Genomic DNA, 23520 nt, shown 5'->3' on the forward strand with positions numbered 1-23520 from the left:
CTTCATGGTAACTAAGCGCTAGACAATCATTCACTGCATCATCTAGAATATTTTCAACCGTCTATCATTCATATAAGGCAACATAAAATGAAGAAAATAATGTTATTAATACTGACAGTCGTATTTTTAGTTATCGCAATTTTCACAACTGTAGATCTTTTCCAATCAGCCTGGTATGTATTTTCATTAGAAAAAATCACTACAACTTCTGCAGGCTTACTTTTTGGGAAATTGATTTTTTTGCTGGTCATCCTTTTGGCATTTTACTTCTCGCTAAAGTCCTTGCGTAAATCAAAGTCTTGACTTTAATTTTTCCGCAAAATAGTAAATAGCGATAGATGCAACTAAAAGAATGATTAATAGAACTGCATTTATCGTTATTTCTAAGGTAGTTACCGACCAATCAAAAACAAAAATATAATAGCCAAGAGTTGAGAAAAAAAGCATAAATGAGACAATAAGCATGAGATAGACTATAACGTACTTTGATGCTCTTTCAAACACGAGTAGCTCCTGCTAAAAATCGGCTAAAAATCTCTTTATCTATAGCACCATGACTTTGTTGGAAATTTACAGCTTCAATAAATGGCTTAACATTATCTTCAACGAGAAAATATAATAAATCTAAATCACCCGCACCACGCAACTCATAGTAAATATTTTTGTTTAATTTTAACAGATCGTATGAGGTATATACTGAGCGAGAAATTGAAGCACCCACACTTAACACACCAGTAAGCCCTGCAGAAACAAGAAATCGCGGAACAATTTTTGAAACGAATAGAGTAATTAATTCATTTACGAAAACCATTTTAAAGGCTATACCACCTACTCGCGACCCACCTACTTTTAGGAGGAGCTCCTTAGATTGCTCTTCAGATAAACCAGACAGATAACGTTTGACCACTGTATTGATTAACCGACGCACATCTTCTGATGTAAGCCCTTTTTTGATTAGCGTTAACAACCTAATTTTATCTGTTTCATTTCGCCACCGATGGTCAGTATCCAGAAAATCTTTGGTTAACATCCATAAGTCTTCTGGGATTGACATAAAACCATCGACCGCGCTGCGAGCGAAAATTTCTGGACCACTCTGTTTACGCGTATCAAAAATCTTCAACATGCCATCTGCAATTTCTTTTGGTGAACTCGTTCCCAATGTTGATTCCTCCTGAAGTTAATGAACATCGATGGTTTTCTATATGAATTATACCAATGTAGTTAACTTTGCCGGCCCAATGGGCCGGCTACACTCATCACGCGTCTTTCGTCTTCAGCGACGGCAGTTTGGATACCAGACGCAGGGAAACGGTCAGACCTTCCAGCTGGTAGTGTGGACGCAGGAAGAACTTCGCGGCGTAGTAGCCCGGGTTGTCTTCAATCTCCTGCACCTGCACTTCCGCTGCGGCCAGCGGTTTACGGGACTTGGTCTCCTGAGAGGAGTTCGCCGGGTCACCGTCGACGTAGTTCATGACCCAGTCGTTCAGCCAGCGCTCCATCTCTTCGCGCTCGCGGAAGGAGCCGATTTTGTCGCGCACGATGCACTTCAGGTAGTGCGCAAAGCGGCAGCAGGCGAACAGGTACGGCAGACGAGAGGCCAGACGCGCGTTGGCGGTGGCATCCGGGTCGTGGTACTCGGCCGGTTTCTGCAGCGACTGCGCGCCGATGAAGGCAGCAAAGTCGGAGTTTTTGCGGTGAACCAGCGGCATAAAGCCGTTTTTCGCCAGCTCAGCTTCACGACGATCGCTGATGGCGATCTCGGTCGGACACTTCATGTCCACGCCGCCGTCATCGCTCGGGAAGGTGTGGCACGGCAGGTTTTCCACCGCCCCGCCGGACTCCACGCCGCGAATCGAGGTGCACCAGCCGTACTCTTTGAAGGAACGGTTGATGTTGGCGGCCATCGCGTACGCGGCGTTCGCCCAGGAGTAGCTGTTGTGGTTCGCGCCGTCGGTCTGCTCTTCAAAGTCAAAGCTGTCGACCGGGTTGGTGCGAATGCCGTACGGCAGGCGCGACAGGAAGCGCGGCATCACCAGGCCCAGATAGCGGGCATCTTCGGATTCACGCAGTGAACGCCAGGCCGCGTATTCGGTGTTCTGGAAGATCTTGGTCAGGTCGCGCGGGTTAGCCAGCTCCTGCCAGGACTCCATCTGCATCACGCCCGGTGCGGTACCGGTGATAAACGGACAGTGCGCCGCAGAGCCGATGCGCGCCATTTCGCCCAGCAGCTCAACGTCCTGCGGGCTGTGGTCGAAGTAGTAGTCGCCCACGATGCAGCCAAACGGCTCGCCGCCGAACTGACCGTACTCCTGCTCGTAGATTTTCTTGAAGATCGGGCTCTGGTCCCAGCCCACGCCCTTGAAGCGCTTCAGGGTGCGGCCCAGCTCCTGCTTGGAGATGCTCATAAAGCGGATCTTCAGCATCTCGTCAGTTTCAGTGTTGTTCACCAGGTAGCTCAGACCGCGCCAGGCGCTCTCCAGCTTCTGAAACTCATCGTGGTGAATGATCTGGTTTACCTGCTGCGACAGTTGCTCGTCGATACCAGCGATCAGGTTCTGAATGGTGCGGTAGGTGTCGTTGGAGAAAGTGACGGTATTTTCCAGCGCCTGCTGCGCCAGCGTTTTGACCGCGCTTTCGACGGCTGAACGGGCCTGATCGGTTTTCGGGCGGAACTCTTTGTTCAGCAGCGCGCTGAACTCATCCTGGCTGAACGCCTGACCCGCCTGCTGCTCGTGTTGTTGAGTCTGGTTGCTCATCGATTATTCCTCGCTACCTTTCGCGCTTTCGTCATTTTTCGGCAACTGGCTCAGGGATTTGAGCAGCGTCGGATCCTGCAGAATTTTAGCGATCAGCTCTTCCGCACCGTTTTTGCCGTCCATATAGGTCAGCAGGTTGGAGAGCTGGGTACGCGCTTCCAGCAGCTTATTCAGCGGCTCGACCTTGCGGGCTACCGCATCCGGCAGGAAGTCGTCCATGCTGTCGAAGGTCAGATCCACGTTGAGCTTGCCTTCGCCGGTCAGGGTGTTATCCACCTGGAACGCCACGCGCGGCTTAAGCGCCTTCATGCGTTCGTCAAAGTTGTCGATGTCGATTTCGAGGAATTTACGCTCGTCGACGGCCGGCAGATTTTCAACCGGTTTGCCGACCAGATCGGCCATGACGCCCATCACAAACGGCAGCTGAATTTTACGTTCTGCACCGTAGATCTCTACGTCGTACTCGATCTGCACGCGGGGGGCACGGTTACGTGCGATGAATTTCTGCCCACTGTTACTCATTGCCATGATGTTCTCCATCAAAGATGCGCGGTGAAGGTGAAACGGCAGGCTCCATGCCTGTCGTCATAATGCCTGGACGCGTTATTCGCGGCGCCCAAAGATGTTTTCAAGTTGGTTAACGCCGTCTGGCGCCAGGTCGCGAATAATGTCCATAAAGTTAAGTTCTGACAGCCGCTGCACCCGTTCAATCATCAGCGGTGCGGGGTGGCTCGGTTCGTACTGCGCAAAATACTGCTTCGCTTTTTCCAGCATCAGCTGCGCGTCGGCGCGGCTGGTGACCTGCACGCTGCGCCAGTCGGTGACCGGCTGAGCGGGCTGCGCTGCCGTCGACTGCTGCTCGGCCTGGGGTTCTGCCTGCGCCTCGCGGTTCGGCAGCAGCTTGCTGATGTCGGTGACCTGACACGCGCTGGCGACCAGCCCGACGGTTTTCAGCAGCTGTTCCATCTCGGGCACGCCGCTTTCACCGAGATGCCCGGAGAGCAGCTCGCGAATCGCCAGCAGACGTTCGTTAATGACGATAACCGCAGCGGTTCCCGGCTGGTCGCCGCGGGCCAGCTCGTCAATCAGCCGTGGACGGCCGCCGGGATAGTCCGGGCATTCCGTCTTGCTGCCGTCCAGCAGGGCCTGAGCATCCCGGAGCGAAATTTCATCGCCGTTTGACCGCAGAAGCGAGGCGTTTCGCACGGCGACGGTGAGGTCGGATTTATCGCTCAGCCCCGCCAGGGCGTTAATGCGATAGAACGGATCGGTTTCGCCATACTCTTCCAGCAGCGGATAGAGCGTCTCCCAGTAACGGGCGATCGCCTCCTGCACCAGCAACAATCCGTCCGCGTAGCCCGCAAGCCCGCGGCGGCGCGTCCAGGCATGGGTTAACGCCAGCAGTACGCGAAGATCTTTGGTGCGGGTCAGCAGGCTGGTGGCGTATTTTTCCACCGTGTTCCAGTCAGCTGGCTCTGCCGGGATAATGGTGTCGCCAAACTGCTGTTCCGCTTTGCCCTGACTGGCCTGATTCATGATCTGGAAGTCGGCGTCGTACTCCAGGTTTTCGCCGCAGGGTCTTTCGGGGCTTATTGGCGCGAGAAATTCTTCGATATTCATAAGATCCCTGCTTATTCAAACATGGGCGGATAAAGACCGTGACGCCCCGGACGGGCGCCCCCTGCCGGGTCGAACAGCAGGGTGAAAAGCTGCCCGGTAAAGTTACCGCTGTGCACGTGGGTGTACAACGGGTAGCCGTCGCAGCGGTTGGTCCACCAGTAGCTGGTCTGACGCAGCGGATCAAAACACTCGGCCGCCTGAGGCCAGCCCAGCGTGCTCTGGCCGTCCTCGTCATAGCCAATCACATCAAGGATGTCGGAGCGCTTTTGCGGCTCGACGGGCTGCGGCGCCGGAATGGACATCAGCATCTCATCCAGTTGCGAGGCGGAAAAACTGTTGCGCACCGCGTGCAGCCCCAGGCGCCCAATCTGCTGGTACCAGCTTTCGGCCTGGCTGAGCAGGCTGGTCGACCACTCTGACGGGGCGAAGCTCAGCTGCAGGCAAACCGGATACTGTCGGCCAACGCTGTCGCGGCCGGGCAGCAGACAGCCCATCTGGATCATCTGGCTGCCCAGCATGGGCGGTACCACGAAATTCCAGACCGGTGCTTTGGTGAACTGGCGTTCGCCACCGCGCTGCTCTTCCTGCTGCCAGGCGAGCAGGCCAACCTGAAACCAGTGCGACCACTGGCGCTGTAAGGTGTCAGGAAAGCGACGCTGCAGGAAATCTCCGGCGCTGGGTAATTTGCCATACCAGCTGTAGCGGTTCATCGCAGGGGTATTCGTCATACGGCTGTCCTTGCGGTTATGGGCATGAGAAACGGGGAAGCTGGAACGGGTTGCGAATGCTGTTTGGCGCAAACTCCAGCGTGACCTGATGTCCGTCGACGTTGAAGGTGGCCTGACGGCTCAGGCTACCCGCGCCCGGGCTGGTGCTCGCTTTATCGAAGAAGCGGTTGAGCGCCCAGGCGCCGTTGGTGACCAGCGTCGCCGTGCTGCCGTTCGCCAGCCCCAGCTGCATGCGTACCTGGTTAGTGCCGCCCGGCCCCGGCCAGTTCATGATCTGCACGGCCTGCGGGCCGTGGCTGTAGCGCAGCAGCTGGCCGTCAACGTCCAGCGTCAGGTTCAGAATGGTGTTATCCATTCGCACGGTGCGAACCGTCACCTTGAAGGACGGCGTCGTGGCGCCATTAGCAAAGAAGGCGTCGCGAATCGACTGGGCCTGCTGGAAGGGTCTCAGCAGCCCTTCGCTTCCCGGCAGCGTTTTCCCGTCGATGCCCGGCATAAAGCGCCAGTTTGCCTGTGTGGTATCCACTTTATTGGTCAGATTGTCGCGGAAGAAGGCGTCCATCAGCCCGGTCCCCGGCGCAAACATGCGCGCGAGATCGTCAGGGGTGACCTCGGTGCTGGCGCTGCGCACCAGCGGGTAGCGACCGGCGATCGCCTGACGGCAGAATCCGCCCACCTCAACGTTAATCCGCTTCCGCACGTTTTCGAGGTCGCGGCGCTGGGTATCGCTGCTGGCGCCCACCGCCATATTGCTGAACATGGTTTGCAGCCCGCCCGGCAGGCGTCCGGCGCTGGCCTGCAGACGGCTGATCGCCTCGCCGCCCGGTGCCGGCATACCGCTGTTGGCCGCATCCTGAACCGCGGTCAGGTAGCGATAGAGCTCATCCACCTGCTTGAGAAAATCATCAAACACAATGGTCTTCCCGCCCTTCTCCAGCGGCTGCGCCAGCTCAATCATCGGCGCATAGTGGTCGGTGACCAGCTGTTCCGGCGCCTGGGTGACCACGGCGGCCTGGGTCGGCGCAGCGTCATTGTTGCTGAACAGCGCTTCCAGCGTGCGGGTGGCGCGGTTGCTCTGCTCCTGCGCTTTACCGGCATCTTCCGGCGCCGGGGTATCGCGGGAGAGCGTCAGGACCTGGCTCAGGTTCTGCACCAGACGACGCAGGGGCGAGTTTGCGCCAGAGAGCAGGCGCGCGGTGTTGATGCGCTGGGAAAGATCGGCGCTGTTATTGAGCTGAATGTCGGCGAGGAAGCGATCCCAGTTTGCGATAAAGTCGCGCATGTAGAGCTGGCGCACGGCGTTATCGATCTGCTGTTTATCTTCCTGCGCCGTCGCGGCCCCCAGCACCCAGGCGTCGTCTTCATGCAGGGCGGTGGTTACGCTGTCAATCTGGCCGTTAAAGCTTTTCCAGTAGCCGTCCGGCGTATACAGACCCGGCACGCCTTCGCTCACCGGCTTGCCGCTTTTGCGTGAAAACACCAGCTCGCTCTGCGGTCCGCCCAGGTCGGAAAGGGAGACCGGCTTGAGGTTTTCGTCATGTTCCAGCAGGCGTTTGAGACGACCGTATACGCGCGTGGAGAGCGGCTGCTGGCCGATCATCGCTCTTTCGCGGGCCACCAGCGATTCATCCTGCGCGTACGGCGAGGCCTGAATTTTCGGTTCCAGCAGCTGCGTCAGGTGCCATTCAAGCTGCTGCAGCTGCGCCTTCGTGACGTTCTGCGGCAGATTTCGCTGCAGGTTGAGCATCACCCACGAATGCAGGAATTTGCCGTCGTAGTGCTTCGGCTGATAGAGCATCTGATAGGCTTTCAGCGCTTCATAGCTGTATTCCACATCGCTACCGTTGTCGTTACGCAGCCAGGTGGTGATGTGCATAGCGACGGCAGGCAACAGCATCTGATCCAGCGCTTTCTGGTACAGAGACTGCGAGGCATCGCTGACGTCATCTCCGCGGTAGAGCCCCATACGGCGGGATAGGGGCGGATCGTTCACATCAAACGCGTCGCTTTTCGGCAGGTCGACCAGACCGTTCAGCAGCGGCAGCAGATCGAACAGGTCACGCTGGGTCTGGTTCTGCAGCGCCTTGCTCTGCTGGTCCAGCAGCGGCACCTTCGCATCCACCTCTTCCAGATAGGCCTTGTTTTTGGCATAGCTGGTTAGCCACAGACCGCCGAGGATGACCAGCAGGGCCAGCAGCGCCGCGTAGCCGGACCAGATCACCGCCCGGTTGCGCAGCTCCCACCAGCGGTTTTCGCCCGCGATCCCGGCTTCCTGGAAGATGACGTTTTGCAGCAGGTTCTTAATGAAGAAACTCTGACCTTTTGCCCCCGGGATCGGCGCTTCTTTGCTGACCGAATCCCAGTTATCCGCCTCTCCCCCTTCCGGCAGCGACAGCGCGCGGTTCAGTTCGCCCATCACGCGGTCGAACGGCATGCCTTCCTGCGTCCCGCTGGCGAAGTAGATCCCGCGCGGAGAGAACTCGGTTTCGAAGTTGGAGCGGGCGAAGACCGTGCTCAGATAGTCCGCCAGCAGCGGACGCAGCGCGGCGAACTCCTGCGGGAAGAGATACGCTTCAGCGCGGGTTTTCGCGTCATGCTCTTTCAGCATGGTTTCCGGCAGCCCGGCATCGAGGCGCTGCTGGAGCAGGGAAAACTCCTGCTGGAAGTTGCCCATCAGGTCGTAATCGGCGTGTTTAGTTTGCTCCCACGGCAGCGTAAAGCCCCAGATCTGGTCGCGCTGCGCTTTGTCGTAGTCGGCAAACCAGGCGCGGAAGCCTTTAAGCAGGTCGGCCTTGGTCACCATCACGTAGACGGGGAAGCGGATACCCAGCTGTTCATGCAGCTCGGACAGACGCTGGCGCAGGTTCACCGCCTGCTGGCGGGACGCCTCGGCGGACTGGGTGAGCAGGTCAGAAATGCTGATGGTGATGATAACGCCGTTGATCGGCTGGCGGCGGCGATACTTACGCAGTAACCCCATGAACTCCAGCCATTCGCCGGCGTCCTGAACCTGTTCGCTCTCCTGCGTGGTGTAGCGGCCCGCCGTGTCCAGCAGCACCGCCTCATTGGTAAACCACCAGTCGCAGTTACGCGTGCCGCCAATGCCCCGCAGCGCGGTCTTACCGAAGCGATCGGCCAGCGGGAACTGCAGCCCGGAGTTAACCAGCGCCGTGGTTTTACCGGAACCCGGCGCGCCGATAATGACGTACCACGGCAGCTGATAGAGATATTGCGTGCTGAAGCGCTGCGTCCACTGGGCGCCCTGGCCCGCTTTGCTGAAGTGCGCTTTTTTCAGCATCTGCGCGGCTTCATCAAAGCGGCTGGCGAGGATCTGCTCCTCGCTGTTCAGCCGCTTCTGCGGATCCGCCGCTTCCGGGCTGGCGGTGTTCTCCTTGAGCTTGTCCATCAGCTTGCGGTTCAGCCAGGCGTTGTACAGGCGCGGCAGAATGTGGCCCTGCGCCCAGAGCAGATAGACCACGGCAATGCTGATTATGCGGTTCTGTTCAGACTCGAGCGGTCGGGTGTCCACGATGGACAACAGGGGACCAATCATCCAGATCACCGCCGCAAGCGCCGTTACGCCGAGGAAGCTCCATAGAATGCGGTTGGTCAAAATGGAAAGAAGTGTAGTCAGCATCCTTAGTTTCCTTGCGGCAATCCGTTCAGCTCAACCTGAGTGTTTTCAGGCGACACCAGCAGAGTAATTTCCACACGGCGGTTACGGGCGCGGTTTTCAGGCGTCGTGTTCGGCGCCACCGGGTTAATCTCGCCCCGCCCTTCCGCTTTCACGCGGCCAGGCTGAGAGAGGCTTCCCTGCAGCATTTTCTGTACCGAGCGGGCGCGTTCCAGTGAGAGTTCATAGTTCGAGGCAAAGCGCGCGCTGCGGATCGGCACGTTGTCGCTGTAGCCCACCACCAGAATTTTGCCGCTGACGTTATTCATCGCCTGCGCAATGCGGTTGATGACCGGTTCATAGCGGTCACGCACGACGGTAGAGGCAGAGGCAAACAGCCCGTCGCCCTTCAGGATAACGACGCTGCGATCCGCTTCGTCTTTCACCGCGACCAGGCCTGCCTCGATTTCAGGCTTCAGGAAGCCGCGCAGGTTCAGCACCGCCGGTAGCTGACGGGCCGGTTGCTGAATAGTGGTTTCCGGCAGCTGGGACTGGTAAATCTTCGCCAGCACCGGGTTGGTGTTATCGCCAAGGCGCCAGTTAAGCACGATATAAAACAGACAGGCGATAAACCCGGCCAGCGCCACGCAGGCCCACAGGGGAACCATCGGCCGCCAGAGCTTGCGCAGCACCGGACGATCTTCAGGATGGGGAGAAAGCGGCGGCGGATAGCTGCCGCGCACGCCGCGGATCATCTGCCACAGCCGCTGCTTGATGGTTTCAAGCTGCGTGCGGCCATTATCCAGCACCCGATAGCGTCCTTCGAAGCCCAGCAGCAGGCAGTAGTTGATCATCTCCAGCAGCAGGATATGCTCGCGCGGGTTCTGCGACAGGCGCGCCAGCAGCTGGAAGAACTTCTCGCCGCCCCAGGTTTCGTTATGGAAGGTCACCAGCAGACCGTTGCTTGACCAGACGCCGCTGCTGCCCCAGGGGGTGAGCGCGGCGGCCTCATCGAGCGCCGTACACAGGCAGTAACGCGCCCCGACGATCACTTCGTAGGGCAGCCCCGCCTGCTGACAGCGGACTTCGAAACGGCGAATCTCATCGATCAGGCGCTGGCGTAACGCCACCTGATCGTCATGGGAGACCGAATGACGGATCTGCGGAATCGCGTTGAGCAGCGGATTGGCGGCCGCCACCAGCTGATTGTTGCTACTGGCTCCGGTAAACGCGGCATCACTGCCGGTGTCCTGTCGTTCCTGCATATTAAGCGCTCGCTTTATTATTCTGTCGGGCTACGGATGGCCCAAAACTCCATATCCAGCCCCGGGAATTCCCCTGCAAGATGCAGGGCGAATGCGCCGGACTTATCCATCTCGTGCCACAGCTCGCTGCCCTTCTCCAGTTCAAAGTAGCTGTAGCCGGCATGCCACGGGATCTGCGGCGGCGCGACCGGCATGGCACGCAGCATAATGCCCGGCAGCTGGAGCTGAACCAGATCGCGGATTTTCGAGACCGGCGCGACCTTCATCTGCGCCGGGAAATGGGTTTGCAGGTGTTCGCCTGGCACATTGGCTTTTACCGCCAGCACGAAGCCGAACTCGCGCACCATGCTGGTTTCAGGCACCGTGGCGATGTTCAGGCCGTGAGAGCGTTCGTTAAGCGGCAGCTGAATCGCGTGGTCTTCCATCACCAGCGACAGCCCCTGACGCAGCATCAGCATCAGCTTGCTGAAGCAGTTAGCCAGATCGTCATGATCGTAAATCGGCAGCACGCTTTCGGCGGTACGCTGCGACGTCCAGGTGGCGAGCTCGGTCGCAAACGGCAGCCAGCTGCGCCAGAGCGTTTCCGGATGCAGCAGCGGGAGGGTTTTTAAATGAGAAACCTCGCCCAGATGACGGTTAACCAGCGACAGCAGCGTGAACTCAATCAGTTCGGAGGTGTTAAAGCGGCCAGGCTGGCGCAGACGACCGCCAATTTGCTGGCTGCGCTGGACCAGCAGACCGTGCAGATCGTTGATCATGCTGTAGATCTGCGGGCTGTTGTTGGCGTTGAGCATCGGCGGGATGTAGCTGTTATCGAGCCGCACGTGGTTATCGTTACGTTTCTCCGTCACAAACGCCACGCCGATGGCGGTCCATTCCGCCGTGAGGTCTTTTTCCAGCATCAGGGTCAGACGCAGACGGCCAAACTGGACGGTGGCATCCCCCACCGACATGGCGTTGTCGTCTTCCACCTCTTGCTCGAAAGCGATGAAGCGCGCCAGCGAGGCCGGCTCTTCGCTAAAAATCACCTCTTCTCTCTCGCCACGACGAACCGGCAGCGCGAGCACCACCTTTTCGTTGGTGAGATTGTCAGGAATTTTCAGCGGTACAGGACCGTTGCGCCCGTTACGCACCTGGAAAAAGGTGCCGTCCGGCAGCAAGCCACTGCAGTAGCTCAGGGCAATGCATCCCTGACGAAGCATCGCTTCATCCAGTTCCACGTCAAGAAAGCCCCAGAGATATGACCGCTGTAGCGCGCCCCATTCACGAACATGGTTGAGCAGATAGCTTTCAGTCCGCTGAAAATGGTGTGGACGCAGGAACATGCCTTCGGTCCAGACGACCTTTTCTGCTTTCGTCATGATGATGTGTTTCCTGTGTTGAAGCGCGTTACTGGCTGATGACCCGAATGCCGTTCACGTCGAGAAAAACGTTGGCCTGAAGTTCATCCGCGGACCATTTCCAGAACTGGTAGATATGATTTTCGCCAGGCACAGGCAGAGGGAGTGAAACGCGCCATTTTTTGCCATCCAGCATCTGATACTCCGCCATCACGCCGATGTAGCGGGCCTCCGGAGAGCTTTGCCCGCTGAGGGTTTTGGACAGCTGTCCCGGCATCAGGAAGAACACGTCGCTGTTCAGCAGATTCGCGCCAAGCGTGGCTGACGCGTTGTTCTGCAGGGAGTAGAAGTCGCTGGACATGAAATCCGCATCGGATTTCAGCAACAACACCCGGACCTTAAGCGGCGCAGATTCGTTGATTTGTGGATGAGCCTGAAACTGCAGATTGTAGCGGGAGGGGTCGCTGTGTGAAGACGACGTACAACCACTGACCAGGGCGAAAATCACCGCGTAAAAGAATAACCACAGCTTATGAAAATTTTTATTATTCATAAAAATGCGCTCATGAAAGCCGTTTAGTTCAGGATCCAGGTACCGTTAGCGCTGTCTTTGCAGGCTTTGCTGTTGCCATCGACGTCGACACAGGTCGCTTTTTTACGCGCCTTCGGACGAATGGCCTGTTTACGCACGGCCGCGTCGTACAGGTCGGCCTTGATCACGGCGCGCATCGGGACGTAACCAATCAGCTGATCGTTGCCTTCATCGGCAAGCGCCATCCAGTAGTGTTCAACCTGACCCAGCACCACGTACGTTTTTCCGGTGTCGAGAGTGCGGATAACTTTGCCGCCGAAGTCAGGACGGCTCATCAGGGAGGCCGGATACATGGCGCGATACGGTTCGTTGACCGGGTTGAACTCCGCCGGCGGCGTTACAGCGTGACGGTGGGTTAAGGTCACGCCGTTGACCTGGCTGGTCTCGATCGTATCGTCGTTGATCACAGGTTTCTGCGGCGCTTTACAGCCCGCCACCGCCATTACAAACAGAAGTGAAAACAGTACGCGCATTTTCATATGCTTTTCCGTAGCGATATTTCGATGATGAAGATAAGGGAATGAAGTTTGACTTAGATGCTATTGTTAAAATAGCCAAGATATTTTCGGGGCGTTACTATTTTAAGAGCATAGCTACCGCACGAGCCCTTCAGAAATAAGGCCCAGTGTCTTCCTGACATATTTTGACAAACGGTAAACAAGTTTACATGAGCTTCGTCTCAATTCAATATTTACCGGTACGTAACTGTTGGTAAATGAAGCAGTCGGAAAATTATAGGATTAATCCTATGAAAAACCCGATACGACCTACGCCCTTTTATTTCTTAGCCACATAACATTGCAACCATATGTTTTACATACAAAAAACACAAAAGAGAACCACTTTCATTAACGCAATACGGCTATTATCGCCACTACCATAATTAGTAGAATTCGCGTATTGGTGAGGTCAGCAGAATATATGAAAGATGAATTATTTGTTGCACTATCAGGGTAACTTTAATATTGAATACACGTGTTAACGTGAATGTGACTATTTCACTTATGTTGCACGACGTTAATTTTACGCCTCAAAATAACTTTATATTTCGAGTTGCGACAATTATCCGACCAGGCCTTAATTTTATCCTTTAATCATTAAGCCTGAGTTAACCATCCTGACATTATCGCAGCCAAAAATGTTCGCAATAGCCCGCCAGCTGCGACCCGTGTTTATTGCAGCCGCCCACAGCCTTCATTCGAAATTTTATTGTTGCTACATCCTCTCCTGCTCGCTCCATCTATCTTGCCTACCGTGTGATAGATAAGATTTATTATTAAAATGATAAAATTTCGTTATAATTTCTTTAAATATTTAAGCATCAAATCCGATAAACCGCTGTAATAAAATGAGTTTAAGATAAGGCACTATTCCGCACCGCATGCGCGTAGCCATCCGGTGGTCATTGCTTTCGCTTATTGTCCTGTACAGCGCTTTTTTGGGTTCAGACGTTGTGTGACCGAACAGATCAGGAGTGGGTATGAATAAGAAAAGACGCTCGGTGCCGGGTATCAGACACTATGACGGTCCTGCCGGAGGCTGGGGCGCGTTAAAAGCGACGGCCATCGCGGTACGTACCCAAATGGATACCCTTGATGCTCCCGCCACGCTGCTGCGCACCAACCAGCCTGACGGTTTCGACTGCCCGGGCTGCGCGTGGCCCGATAAAGAACACAAGTCGACGTTCCAGTTCTGCGAGAACGGCGCCAAAGCCGTGACCTGGGAAGCCACCAGCAAGCGCGTTACCCCCGCGTTTCTGGCCGAAAACAGCGTCTCCTCGCTGCTGGCAAAAACGGACTTTGAACTGGAAGGCTACGGTCGACTGACGCATCCCCTGCGCTACGACCGGGCAAGCGATACCTTCCGGCCCGTCGACTGGGAAGAGGCGTTTCAACGCATCGGCGAAGTATTGCGCGGGCTCGAACCGGACCAGGTCGAGTTCTATACCTCCGGACGCGCCTCTAACGAAGCGGCGTATCTGTTCCAGCTGTTCGCCCGCGAATACGGCACCAATAACTTCCCCGACTGCTCGAATATGTGCCACGAGGCCACCAGCGTCGGTTTGCCGCGTTCGATTGGCATCGGGAAAGGCACCGTCTCGCTGGACGACTTTGATAAGACCGAGCTGGTGATCTCCATCGGCCACAACCCCGGCACCAACCATCCGCGAATGATGGGGACGCTCCACGAGCTGGCCCGTCGCAACGTGCCGATTATCGTCTTTAACCCGCTGCGCGAGCGCGCCCTCGAACGCTTCGCCGACCCGCAAAGCGTGATTGAAATGGCGACCTACGGCTCAACGGATATCGCCTCGACCTATTTCCAGGTGAAGGCCGGGGGCGATGCCGCCGCGCTGAAAGGCATTGCCAAACATATACTGGAAATGGAGGCCGAACGCGGTGACGTGCTCGACCACGCGTTTATTGCCGAACACACCCAGGGCATTGAGGACTTCGCCGCCGATATCGCGCAAACCCGCTGGGACGAGATCGAGCGCGAGTCGGGCCTGAACCGGGCGGCGCTCAAAAAGGTGGCCGACGCCTATGCGAAATCAAATGCCACCATCATTACCTACGGGATGGGCATTACCCAGCACAATAAAGGTACGGCAAACGTCCGCCTGATCGCTGACCTGCTGCTGCTGCGCGGAAACATCGGCAAGCCCGGCGCGGGAATCTGCCCCCTGCGCGGCCACTCTAACGTTCAGGGGAACCGCACCGTCGGGATCAGCGAGAAGCCTACCCCGGCCTTCCTGAACCGTCTGAAGGACGTTTTCGGCTTTGAGCCGCCGTCTCACCACGGACACGATGCGGTGCAGGCCACGCAGGCGATGATCGACGGCCGCGCGAAGGCGCTCATCTGCCTCGGGGGTAATTTTGCCGTCGCGATGCCCGATCACGAGCGGGGTTTTCCGGCGATGGGTAACCTGGATTTGAGCGTGCACGTCGGGACCAAGCTCAACCGCACTCATCTTCTGGTGGGCAAAGAGACCTTTATTTTCCCGTGCCTCGGCCGTACCGAGCTGGATCTCCAGGCCACCGGCCGTCAGTCCATTACCGTCGAAGACTCTATGTCGATGGTGCACGCCTCGTCCGGCAAGCTGAAGCCCGCCTCGCCGTTGCTCCTCTCGGAACCCGCTATCGTCGCCGGCATGGCGAAAGCCACGCTGCCGGAAACCCGCGTGGACTGGCTGACGCTGGTTGAGGATTACGACCGGATCCGCGATCTGATCGAGCAGACCATTCCGGGCTTTGAGAATTACAACGCACGGATCCGCGTTCCCGGGGGCTTCCGCATGCCGCTGCCGCCGACGCAGCGCATCTGGCCAACGGCGACGGGAAAAGCGATGTTCTCGGTGTTCGACGGCGTTCACGAGAACGCCAGCGGCGAAGGTGAGCACGTTCTGCGGTTAATCACGCTGCGCAGCCACGACCAGTACAACACCACCATTTACGCCCTGGACGACCGCTACCGCGGCGTGTTTGGCCGCCGCGACGTGCTGTTTATGAACGAAGACGATATGGCGCAGTCAGGCCTGGAACACGGCGACCGCGTGGATATCGAAACCGCCCTCCCCGGCAGCGTTCAGCGTCTGAAAGACATTACCGTGGTGGCGTACAACATCGCGCCGGGCACCGTCGGCGCCTATTACCCGGAGGCCAACGTGCTGGTGCCGCTTGATTATCTGGATAAGGACAGCGGTACGCCGTCGTATAAATCCGTTCCGGTTCGCATCACCCTGCGCTCGAAAGAGATCCGCATGCTGTAAGGCTGCTCGCGCAGAAATAATGATGGATATTAAACAGTTAAAATATTTAATCGCGCTCGACGAGACCCGCCACTTTGGTAAAGCGGCCTCGCAGTGCAACGTCACCCAGCCGACCCTCTCCATGCGCATCCGCAGCCTGGAAGAGGAGCTGGGGCTGGTGCTGATCGTGCGCGGGCAGCGCTTTGAAGGGTTTACGCCGGAGGGGGAACGCATCCTCGCGTGGGCCCGCGCCCTGCTTGCCGCACACGACGGGTTACAGGCGGAAGCGGCGCTGTGCAAAGGCCAGGTGGTGGGCGAATTACGTCTGGGAATGGTGCCGCTGGCGAGCGTGGATCCGATGATCTTTATTCGTCTGCTGACGCAAAAATACCCGGAGCTGACCTACAGCCTCTATTCCATGTCCTCAGCGCAGATTGCCGACGGCGTCAGCCGCAATCAGCTTGAGCTGGGGATTTGCTACCTCAACAGCATCGACACCAGCCTGTTTGAAGTTATCCAGCTGCCAAAAACGAAGATGGGCCTGCTGCACGACGTCCGCCATTTCCAGCTCGGCCAGGCAACGCTGACGTGGCACGACCTGACGGATTTTCCGCTGGGGTTCCTGACCAAAGGGATGCACTACCGGGCGCATATGGAGGCCAGCTTTAAATCTGCCGGCATCGAACCGACGTCCGTTTTCGAGAGCGACTCGACGTTTCAGATCATTCAGGCGGTTCAGAGCGGCGTGTGCTGCGCCGTCATGCCGCTGAACAACGGGCTGGAGGCACTGAACAGCAACTTCAGGATTGTCCCCATCGCCGACGCGAACATTGAGGCTCCCGTCGGCCTGATTATGCGCAGGCAGAAGCCCGTCTCCTCGCTGGCGCTGCGCTGTTTTACCGACGCGCAGGAGATTTATCACGCGGACAATGAGGCGTAGGCCTCGCGCGTCACCACGCTAAAACCGCCGATCAGCACCGCGTCGCGCACCTCCCGGTATTCCGGCGCATCCACCAGCTCGCGGAGCGCAACGCGAATGGCGTTAAGCGTTTCAGGCGTGGTGTTATGCGAGGTGATCAGCGGCAGTCCGGGCGTCAGCGGGGTGCGGTCAATGACCGCCAGCCCCGCAAGCCGTTCCGGCTCATGGCGCTGCAGCAGTGCCCAGGTCACGCAGTCGATGGCCGCAATATCCCCCGCCCCGCGTTTCACATCAATCAGCGACTGGCGATGGCTGCCGCTGAAGTACGTTTGCGCGAAAAAGGGACCGCCGCTCGCCAGGGGAGCCACCATTTTTCGCAGCGCATTGTAGCCGGACTGGGAATCCGGGGAATTACAGACCGCCCGACGTCCGCGAAAATCCGCCAGCGTGAGGTGCCGCTCCTCCTCGCGCACCGCCAGAAAGCTGCGGTACTGGATACCTTCACAGCCCGGCGCCGCGTAGTGAAAACAGCCGACCACCTGTACTTCCGGGAGCTGCGTGACCAGCGGGTAGCCGCACGTCTGGCTGAGGGTAAGCTCAGGCTGCCGCCAGTGGGTCAGCAGGTCAGACTCCGGCCAGCCGGGAACAGGATCGACGGGCACATCCCGTGCGGCCAGCAGACGCTGCACCGCCAGCCAGAGCGCGCGGGTGTCGGCGCGATCCACGGCGTACATGGGAAACGCCAGCAGGTTACTCATACCCTTCCCCCTGTTGTTTTGCGGGATGAACAGTGACGTCGACGGGCCTGGCCCAGAACTGACGCAACCATTCACCATAGCCCCTGACGAGAAAACCGTGGTTTCGCTGCTGGTACGCCTCCCGGTTTTGCTGGTAGATGGCCTTCAGCCCGTACCAGGGAACGCCCGGCAGATCGTGATGCACTGAATGGTAGTTGAGATTCAAAAACAGTACCCGCCAGAATAACCCGGCCTCGTTAATGACCGAGCGCGCGAGCGGATCGTCCGCCGCCCGATGTTCGTAAAACGACCGGACCTTGGTCAGCGCCAGCGCCGGATAGCTGACGGCCAGCACAAACCAGACGGGTGAAAAACCGGTACGCGTCATCCAGGCGAAGAGCGCCACCAGCAGCAAAACGTGAACCAGCCACATCGCCATAGCCCGCAGGTGAAGGTGACGAAATGCCGCCACGGCGGTGCCCAGCGTCTGCAGGATATCCAGCAGCGGGGCCAGCACCAGCCGCCCGGCGAAGGTATTCCGCGCCCGAATCATACGTTTCTGCCAGGGGGAAAAGCGCGCCCAGCTCTCGTCGGTAAAATAGTATGACTCCGGGTCATCCACCGGATGGGTCAGGCTGTGGTGCCGATGATGGGCGAGATGGGAGTCCCGGTACAGGCCATACGGATACCAGACCGCCAGCGGGAGCGTGCCGAACATCTGGTTGAGCCAGGCAAAACGCGTGGGGTGCCCGTGGATCAGCTCATGCTGCAGGGACATGTACCAGGCGGTAAACCCGATGAGCAGCAGCGTGGCGGGCAGCAGGCCGAGCGTTTGCCAGAACGCCAGCGTGGCAAACCAGCCTGCATAAATCGTGATAATCAACAGCCACGTGGGCAGTTCGCTGCGCCATAAAAAACCCGATGCATGATGGCGGATTTGTTCGCGTTGTTGCGGATGTAAATAGAGGGAGCTTCGTTGACTCATTCCTTCAGACGCCGTTTCGCCAGAGATAATTCTCTGACGATCGTGGATAACGCCTGAAATAACAAAGAACTTAAATCGCATTGCTTTGCCAGAAACGTGGGGTGCACGCGCTGCTTGACTTATTCTGTGATAAAGGTACTTTTCAGGACATGAAGAAGATCCTGATTATTGTTCCCGACGGCGGAATGCTCTTTGAAGCCGCCGGTATCGCCGACATTCTGATGCAGGCCAACCGGCTGCATCCGGAAGGGCTTTCCCACCCCCGCTACCGGATTATCATCGCCACCACGCAGCCTCACCAGGTGATCCACGGCCAGTCCGGCCTGAACCTGCTGGCGGACTATCGTCTGCCGGAGCTGGATCCGCGCGAACCGCTGGACACCATTATCATCACCGGACGCGGGATGAACGAGCAGGAAAGCACGGCGGTGGTGGACTGGCTGCACCTCGCTGCGCCGCACGCCCGGCGGGTAGCCTCTATCTGCGGCGGCGCGATGCTGCTGGCCCAGACCGGCCTGCTGGACGGTCGCCGCGCGACCACCCACTGGCGGCTGCTGGAGACGATGCAAAGCCAGTATCCGGCTATCCACGTCGAAGGCGGTCCGCTGTATATTCAGGATGGCCCCATCTGGACCTCCGGCGGCGTGAGTTCCGGGTTCGATCTGACCCTGGCGCTGGTGGAAGACGACTACGGATTTACCCTCGCCCGCGACGTGGCGCAGGATATGGTGATGTATCTGCGCCGTCCCGGCGGCCAGCTGCAGTTCAGCCGTTACAGCCTGCAGCAGCCCGGCACATCCGGTCCGATAGGCGAGCTGCAAACCTGGATCCTGCAAAACCTGACCGCCGACCTGTGCGTGGAAAATCTGGCCGAGAAAGCGGCAATGAGCCCGCGTAATTTCACCCGCGTGTTTACCCGCGACGCGGGAGTTTCTCCGGCCCGCTACGTGACCGAAGCGCGTCTGGCCGCGGCCCGCCAGCTGCTTGAGCAGACCCATGACTCCCTTGAGCGCGTTGCCGAGCAAAGCGGGTTTGGCACCAGCATTAACCTGCGCCGCATCTTTGAGAAACAGCTCCACCTCACGCCCGGCGAGTACCGCCAGCGCTTCCACTGCCGCAAAATGGCGTAATCTGATCCTTTTTTGTCGTTTACGCCAACCGGCCCGACGCCTACAGTGACTCCAGACAACAGAGATAAGGAGTGCACCATGGTTAAGGTCGGTATTAACGGTTTCGGCCGTATCGGACGTAATTTCCTGCGCGCGGCGCTGGGCAACCCGGATCTGCAGATTGTGGCCATTAACGATCTGACGGACAGTAAAACCCTCGCCCACCTGCTGAAACATGATTCCCTTCTGGGCACGCTTCCCGCGCCCGTTGAAGCGGCAGACGGCGCGCTGCAGGTAGACGGGCAGCGAATCGCCGTATTTAGCGAACGCGATCCGGCGAATATCCCGTGGCGTGACGTCGGCGTTGACGTGGTGATTGAGGCCACCGGCTTCTTTACCGAGCGGGAAAAAGCGGCGGTGCATATCACCCACGGCGGCGCCAAGCGCGTCATCATTTCCGCTCCCGGGAAGAACGACGACCTGACGATTGTGATGGGGGTTAATCACGAGCAGTACGATCCCGCCCGTCACGCGGTGGTGAGTAACGGGAGCTGCACCACGAACGGCCTGGCGCCGGCCGCTCAGGTCCTGCATCAGCAGTTCGGGATTGAGCATGGCCTGATGAATACCACGCATGCCTACACCAACAGCCAGGCGCTGCACGATCAGCCGGAGAAAGATCTGCGCGGCGCGCGCGCGGCGGCGCTGTCGATTGTGCCTTACTCCAGCGGCGCGGCAAAAGCGCTGGGGAAAGTGATCCCCTCTCTGGACGGCAAACTGACCGGGTACTCCCTGCGCGTGCCGGTGCCGGTGGTGTCGATTGTGGATTTAACGGTAACGCTGAGCCGTAACGTAACCGCCGAAGAGGTGAACGAGGCGTTCCGCAACGCGGCCGCCAGCGGGCCTCTGAAAGGTATTCTGGGCTATAGCGATGAACCGCTGGTCTCCAGCGATTACCAGGGCGACCCACGCTCCTCGATTATCGACGGGCTTTCCACGCTGGTGATTGGCGGGAACATGGTGAAGATCCTGGCGTGGTATGACAACGAGTGGGGCTTCTCAAACCGTCTGGTGGATCTGGCGGTGTGGATGGATAAGAAAGGGCTGTAAGTCTTACCGTAATGCCGGGTGGCGCATGCGCTTACCCGGCCTACAAATTATGTCATCATTCAGTAATATCTCCCCCTTCCTCGCTGAATATATAATTCTTAATAATCTCAAGATTATTTAACTCTTTCTAATTCATCGCATCAATTATAAAAACGCACCAATTAACTTAGAAAATAGGTTAATATTTATTCTTTATTTTACGTTTAAAAGTGCGAGTCCGATCACTGTCCTTAGTCGATAACGTAGACCATGATACACCCTGCACACAACAGGGACATATTATGTATTACAGCAAGGAAATTATAGAAAGAATTGGTTCCAATAAAGATCTTGCATTAAGGCTCGATCGTGCCGTCGCGGGGGTAAAGGACGGTGCCATAGAATATTTAAATAATCTTGGCGATGCGACCACGCGATTGCTTTATTATACCTCTTGCTTCACTGATAATTATCAGGATGTCTGTAAAAAATTGGGTTCGGAAGATTTGAGGTTTTTAGCAGGAGTCGCTGAACTTGTTAAGCATAGAGATGTAATTTTTAGAATGGTAAGGATTTATATTGAAACGATGCTTCAGAACAGATCCATTATTCAAAGAAAAATTATTCTCGAAAAATTAATACCATTTACAACAAACTATTCAGTAAAGCAAGTATCTAAGAGCGGTTTGATTTATGCCGTCACGTCATACATCTGTTATGGTAATAAAATGAACGCGGCCGTAAAAAGTGCATTTATGAGAAAGGTTGGTTTGAGCACAGGAGGTGTAATTACCGTATTAAACCTTTACGCTATAGTTCAGCATGCGGCAGACAGCGCAAATACACTTAAAAAATTTCAGCCGTTATTTTACCATGCGCTGTATGTTGAAAAGCTGGAAATGATGTATTTCCTTATTGAACCGGTGATAATGAAAGCCGGTTATCTTAACTTAAACACTGCATCCGATAGCGAAATTGCTGATGCGCTGAATAGAATGATGCGATAATGTGGCAATCGATAAAAGCATTTTTGAAACAATTTTTAAAAAGTTTCTTACAAGACATTATGGATGATTTTTTTTGGTATGGCACTGGAATATTCGCCATCATTCTCGGTGCTGTCGTGGTGAGTTTTATAGAAAACGAAAAAATTGCACTACGAATCGTTGGGGTTATTGTATTAGCTGTGTACTTCATTGCATTTCGTTACAAAACAAAGGATCAATAAATGTCTACACCAGCACATATATGGTTTACTGATGAAAATAACGCGCCCGTTTCAGGCGAGTGTTTAATGCCTACCAGATTGGGCTCTACTGAACTAAAATCGCTTAACCACTCCGTCTGGATCCCGACCAGTTCCAACACGGGAAAACTAACCGGGACACGCCTTCATGTTCCAATCACCTTTGAAAAAGAAATAGATCGCATTACACCCCATCTTTTTCGTGCCGTATGTACAGGTAAAACCTTCAAGACGGCATTAATCAAAATGTATAAAATTGATGACGCCGGTATTGAGCGCGAATACTTCAATATCACTCTGGAAAACGTCAAAATAACAAGGATCTCGCCAGTATTGCACCCGCTCGGTATCGCAAGTGCGCATATGGAAGAAGTTGAAGTCCGCTATGAATCGATTGAATGGAAATATTGCGACGGGAATATCATGTTTAAAGACACCTGGAATGAAAGAGCAACAGCATAGAACAATGAACACCCTTGATGTCCCTCTCCCCAAGGAGAGGGAAAAGGCTCACTCTGCTTTCACTTTCACCCCCATAAACACAATCACCATCGCCGTTACCAGCAGAAGCCCGCTTCCGGCGAATACGCCGCTGGCGCCGTTGAGATCAAATACCGCCCCGCCCCCGGCCGCACCGGCACTGATTGCCAGCTGAATTGAGGCTACCAGCAGCCCGCCTGCACTTTCGGCTTCATCCGGAACGGTAGTGGCAAGCCAGGTTGACCAGCCCACCGGAACCAGACCAAATGCAAAGCCCCACAGCGCGACCAGGAACCCGTCCAGCATCGCCAGATGACCAAACGCCACCATCGTGAGCGCGAGAACGCCCATTGCGAACGGCACCAGCGCCAGCGTCAGGCGCAGATTTCGTGCCAGCAGATGCCCGGCAACGGAGGTGCCGACAAAGTTGGCCAGCCCAAAGCCCAGCAGGATCAGCGAAATGGTCTCAACGCTCGCCTGCCCCACCGTTTCCAGGAACGGGCGCAGGTAGGTAAAGAAGGCGAAATGGCCGCTGAAAATCAGGATGGTCGCCAGCATGCCGCCGATCATCCCCGGACGACGCAGCACGCGGAACAGCGTACTCAGGCTGCCGCTGCTCTCCGGCTTCATGGACGGCAGGACCCAGAGCTGCCACAGCAGCGCCAGCATGCTCGGCAGAATGCAGAGCACAAAGACGTTGCGCCAGCCGATCAGGCTGCCCAGGTAGCTACCCAGCGGCGCCGCGACCACCGTGGCTATCGATACGCTGGAGAAGATCACCGCCAGCGCCTTCGGCACTTTATCCGCCGGAACCAGACGCATCGTGGTCGCCGTCGACATCGCCCAGAATCCCCCGATGGCTATCCCCAGCAGCAGGCGTCCCATCAGCAGGACGTGCAGCGTCGGCGCAAAGGCCACCAGCAGGCTGGAGATAATTTGCAGGACCGAAAAAAACATCAGCACCCAGCGGCGGTCGATGCTTTTGGTCGCCGGCGTAATCAGCAGTCCGGTCACCAGCGCCACCAGCGCGGTGGCGGTGACGGCCTGTCCGGCCATTCCCTCACTTACGCCCAGGCTCGCGGCCATCGGCGTTAACAGACTGGCGGGCAGAAATTCTGCCGTAATCAAACCAAACACCCCCAGCCCCAGTGAATAGACGGCCCGCCAGGCGGGTTTTGCAGGCGCTACCGCTTCGCTCGCCGCGACACATGAATTCATCTGTTTTTCTCCCGTTATAAAAATGTGACAACTGTCGCAAAAGCATAGAAGGTTCACCCTGGACGATCTATG

At 56.7% G+C, this 23520-nt stretch carries 20 protein-coding genes; 7 read left to right on the top strand and 13 right to left on the bottom strand.

Annotated features, from left to right (window positions below):
* Nucleotides 1–496: 496 nt before the first annotated feature.
* The 10 genes from ACZ6J2_RS04455 to ACZ6J2_RS04500 form a co-directional block, all read right to left on the bottom strand.
* The gene (locus ACZ6J2_RS04455) at nucleotides 497–1162 is read right to left on the bottom strand and encodes a hypothetical protein (protein WP_471724931.1); all 666 of its coding nucleotides are present in this window, start codon (nucleotides 1160–1162) and stop codon (nucleotides 497–499) included.
* Between the two features lie 97 nt (nucleotides 1163–1259).
* Nucleotides 1260–2759, bottom strand: coding sequence for a type VI secretion system contractile sheath large subunit (gene tssC, locus ACZ6J2_RS04460; protein ID WP_023336028.1), 1500 nt, complete (start codon nucleotides 2757–2759; stop codon nucleotides 1260–1262).
* A gap of 3 nt (nucleotides 2760–2762) precedes the next feature.
* Nucleotides 2763–3287, bottom strand: coding sequence for a type VI secretion system contractile sheath small subunit (gene tssB / locus ACZ6J2_RS04465; protein ID WP_008502644.1), 525 nt, complete (start codon nucleotides 3285–3287; stop codon nucleotides 2763–2765).
* 75 nt (nucleotides 3288–3362) lie between these two features.
* A complete protein-coding gene (tssA, locus tag ACZ6J2_RS04470) occupies nucleotides 3363–4379 on the bottom strand; it encodes a type VI secretion system protein TssA (protein ID WP_471724933.1) in 1017 nt (338 codons plus the stop codon).
* 11 nt (nucleotides 4380–4390) lie between these two features.
* Nucleotides 4391–5107 (bottom strand): type VI secretion system-associated protein TagF, encoded by a 717-nt coding sequence (gene tagF, locus ACZ6J2_RS04475; RefSeq protein ID WP_471724934.1) that lies wholly within the window; start codon nucleotides 5105–5107, stop codon nucleotides 4391–4393.
* A 16-nt stretch (nucleotides 5108–5123) separates the two neighbouring features.
* The gene (tssM, locus tag ACZ6J2_RS04480) at nucleotides 5124–8744 is read right to left on the bottom strand and encodes a type VI secretion system membrane subunit TssM (protein ID WP_471724936.1); all 3621 of its coding nucleotides are present in this window, start codon (nucleotides 8742–8744) and stop codon (nucleotides 5124–5126) included.
* Between the two features lie 2 nt (nucleotides 8745–8746).
* Nucleotides 8747–9985, bottom strand: coding sequence for a DotU family type VI secretion system protein (locus ACZ6J2_RS04485; RefSeq protein ID WP_471724937.1), 1239 nt, complete (start codon nucleotides 9983–9985; stop codon nucleotides 8747–8749).
* Nucleotides 9986–10002: 17 nt separating this feature from the next.
* Complete coding sequence (tssK, locus tag ACZ6J2_RS04490) at nucleotides 10003–11346, bottom strand: type VI secretion system baseplate subunit TssK (protein WP_029740099.1); 1344 nt, start codon at nucleotides 11344–11346, stop codon at nucleotides 10003–10005.
* A gap of 28 nt (nucleotides 11347–11374) precedes the next feature.
* A complete protein-coding gene (tssJ, locus tag ACZ6J2_RS04495; protein WP_023312162.1) occupies nucleotides 11375–11878 on the bottom strand; it encodes a type VI secretion system lipoprotein TssJ in 504 nt (167 codons plus the stop codon).
* A gap of 23 nt (nucleotides 11879–11901) precedes the next feature.
* Nucleotides 11902–12396: a hypothetical protein gene (locus tag ACZ6J2_RS04500; protein ID WP_033145802.1), complete on the bottom strand. Its 495-nt coding sequence runs from the start codon at nucleotides 12394–12396 to the stop codon at nucleotides 11902–11904.
* A 1001-nt stretch (nucleotides 12397–13397) separates the two neighbouring features.
* Here ACZ6J2_RS04500 and ACZ6J2_RS04505 point away from each other — a divergent pair.
* Nucleotides 13398–15686, top strand: coding sequence for an FdhF/YdeP family oxidoreductase (locus ACZ6J2_RS04505; RefSeq protein WP_471724939.1), 2289 nt, complete (start codon nucleotides 13398–13400; stop codon nucleotides 15684–15686).
* A gap of 22 nt (nucleotides 15687–15708) precedes the next feature.
* On the top strand, nucleotides 15709–16605 hold the full coding sequence (locus ACZ6J2_RS04510) for a LysR family transcriptional regulator (RefSeq protein ID WP_471725072.1): 897 nt from the start codon (nucleotides 15709–15711) through the stop codon (nucleotides 16603–16605).
* Here ACZ6J2_RS04510 and ACZ6J2_RS04515 read toward each other — a convergent pair.
* Together ACZ6J2_RS04515 and ACZ6J2_RS04520 are read right to left on the bottom strand one after the other, a co-directional pair.
* Entirely contained in the window at nucleotides 16584–17342 is a 759-nt protein-coding gene (locus ACZ6J2_RS04515) for a phosphate/phosphite/phosphonate ABC transporter substrate-binding protein (protein ID WP_471724941.1), read from the bottom strand. The two genes, ACZ6J2_RS04510 and ACZ6J2_RS04515, sit on opposite strands and share 22 nt — an antisense overlap.
* On the bottom strand, nucleotides 17335–18306 hold the full coding sequence (locus tag ACZ6J2_RS04520; protein WP_471724943.1) for a fatty acid desaturase: 972 nt from the start codon (nucleotides 18304–18306) through the stop codon (nucleotides 17335–17337). Before ACZ6J2_RS04520 ends, ACZ6J2_RS04515 begins: the two co-directional genes overlap by 8 nt.
* A 149-nt stretch (nucleotides 18307–18455) precedes the next feature.
* Between ACZ6J2_RS04520 and ACZ6J2_RS04525 the strand changes: the two genes are divergently transcribed.
* From ACZ6J2_RS04525 to ACZ6J2_RS04545, 5 genes are all read left to right on the top strand, one after another.
* The gene (locus ACZ6J2_RS04525) at nucleotides 18456–19436 is read left to right on the top strand and encodes a GlxA family transcriptional regulator (RefSeq protein WP_471724944.1); all 981 of its coding nucleotides are present in this window, start codon (nucleotides 18456–18458) and stop codon (nucleotides 19434–19436) included.
* A gap of 78 nt (nucleotides 19437–19514) precedes the next feature.
* Nucleotides 19515–20525, top strand: coding sequence for a type I glyceraldehyde-3-phosphate dehydrogenase (gene gap / locus ACZ6J2_RS04530; RefSeq protein WP_047061064.1), 1011 nt, complete (start codon nucleotides 19515–19517; stop codon nucleotides 20523–20525).
* Between the two features lie 281 nt (nucleotides 20526–20806).
* The gene (locus ACZ6J2_RS04535; RefSeq protein WP_471724946.1) at nucleotides 20807–21511 is read left to right on the top strand and encodes a hypothetical protein; all 705 of its coding nucleotides are present in this window, start codon (nucleotides 20807–20809) and stop codon (nucleotides 21509–21511) included.
* On the top strand, nucleotides 21511–21732 hold the full coding sequence (locus ACZ6J2_RS04540; protein WP_471724947.1) for a hypothetical protein: 222 nt from the start codon (nucleotides 21511–21513) through the stop codon (nucleotides 21730–21732). The genes ACZ6J2_RS04535 and ACZ6J2_RS04540 overlap by 1 nt, the downstream gene beginning before the upstream one ends.
* Nucleotides 21733–22212: an Hcp family type VI secretion system effector gene (locus ACZ6J2_RS04545; protein ID WP_471724948.1), complete on the top strand. Its 480-nt coding sequence runs from the start codon at nucleotides 21733–21735 to the stop codon at nucleotides 22210–22212.
* 48 nt (nucleotides 22213–22260) lie between these two features.
* Here the strand turns inward: ACZ6J2_RS04545 and ACZ6J2_RS04550 are convergent, their stop codons facing one another.
* A complete protein-coding gene (locus ACZ6J2_RS04550; protein WP_047647475.1) occupies nucleotides 22261–23448 on the bottom strand; it encodes an MFS transporter in 1188 nt (395 codons plus the stop codon).
* Nucleotides 23449–23520 lie beyond the last annotated feature (72 nt).

The sequence above is a fragment of the Enterobacter sp. E14S genome, assembly GCF_055666685.1.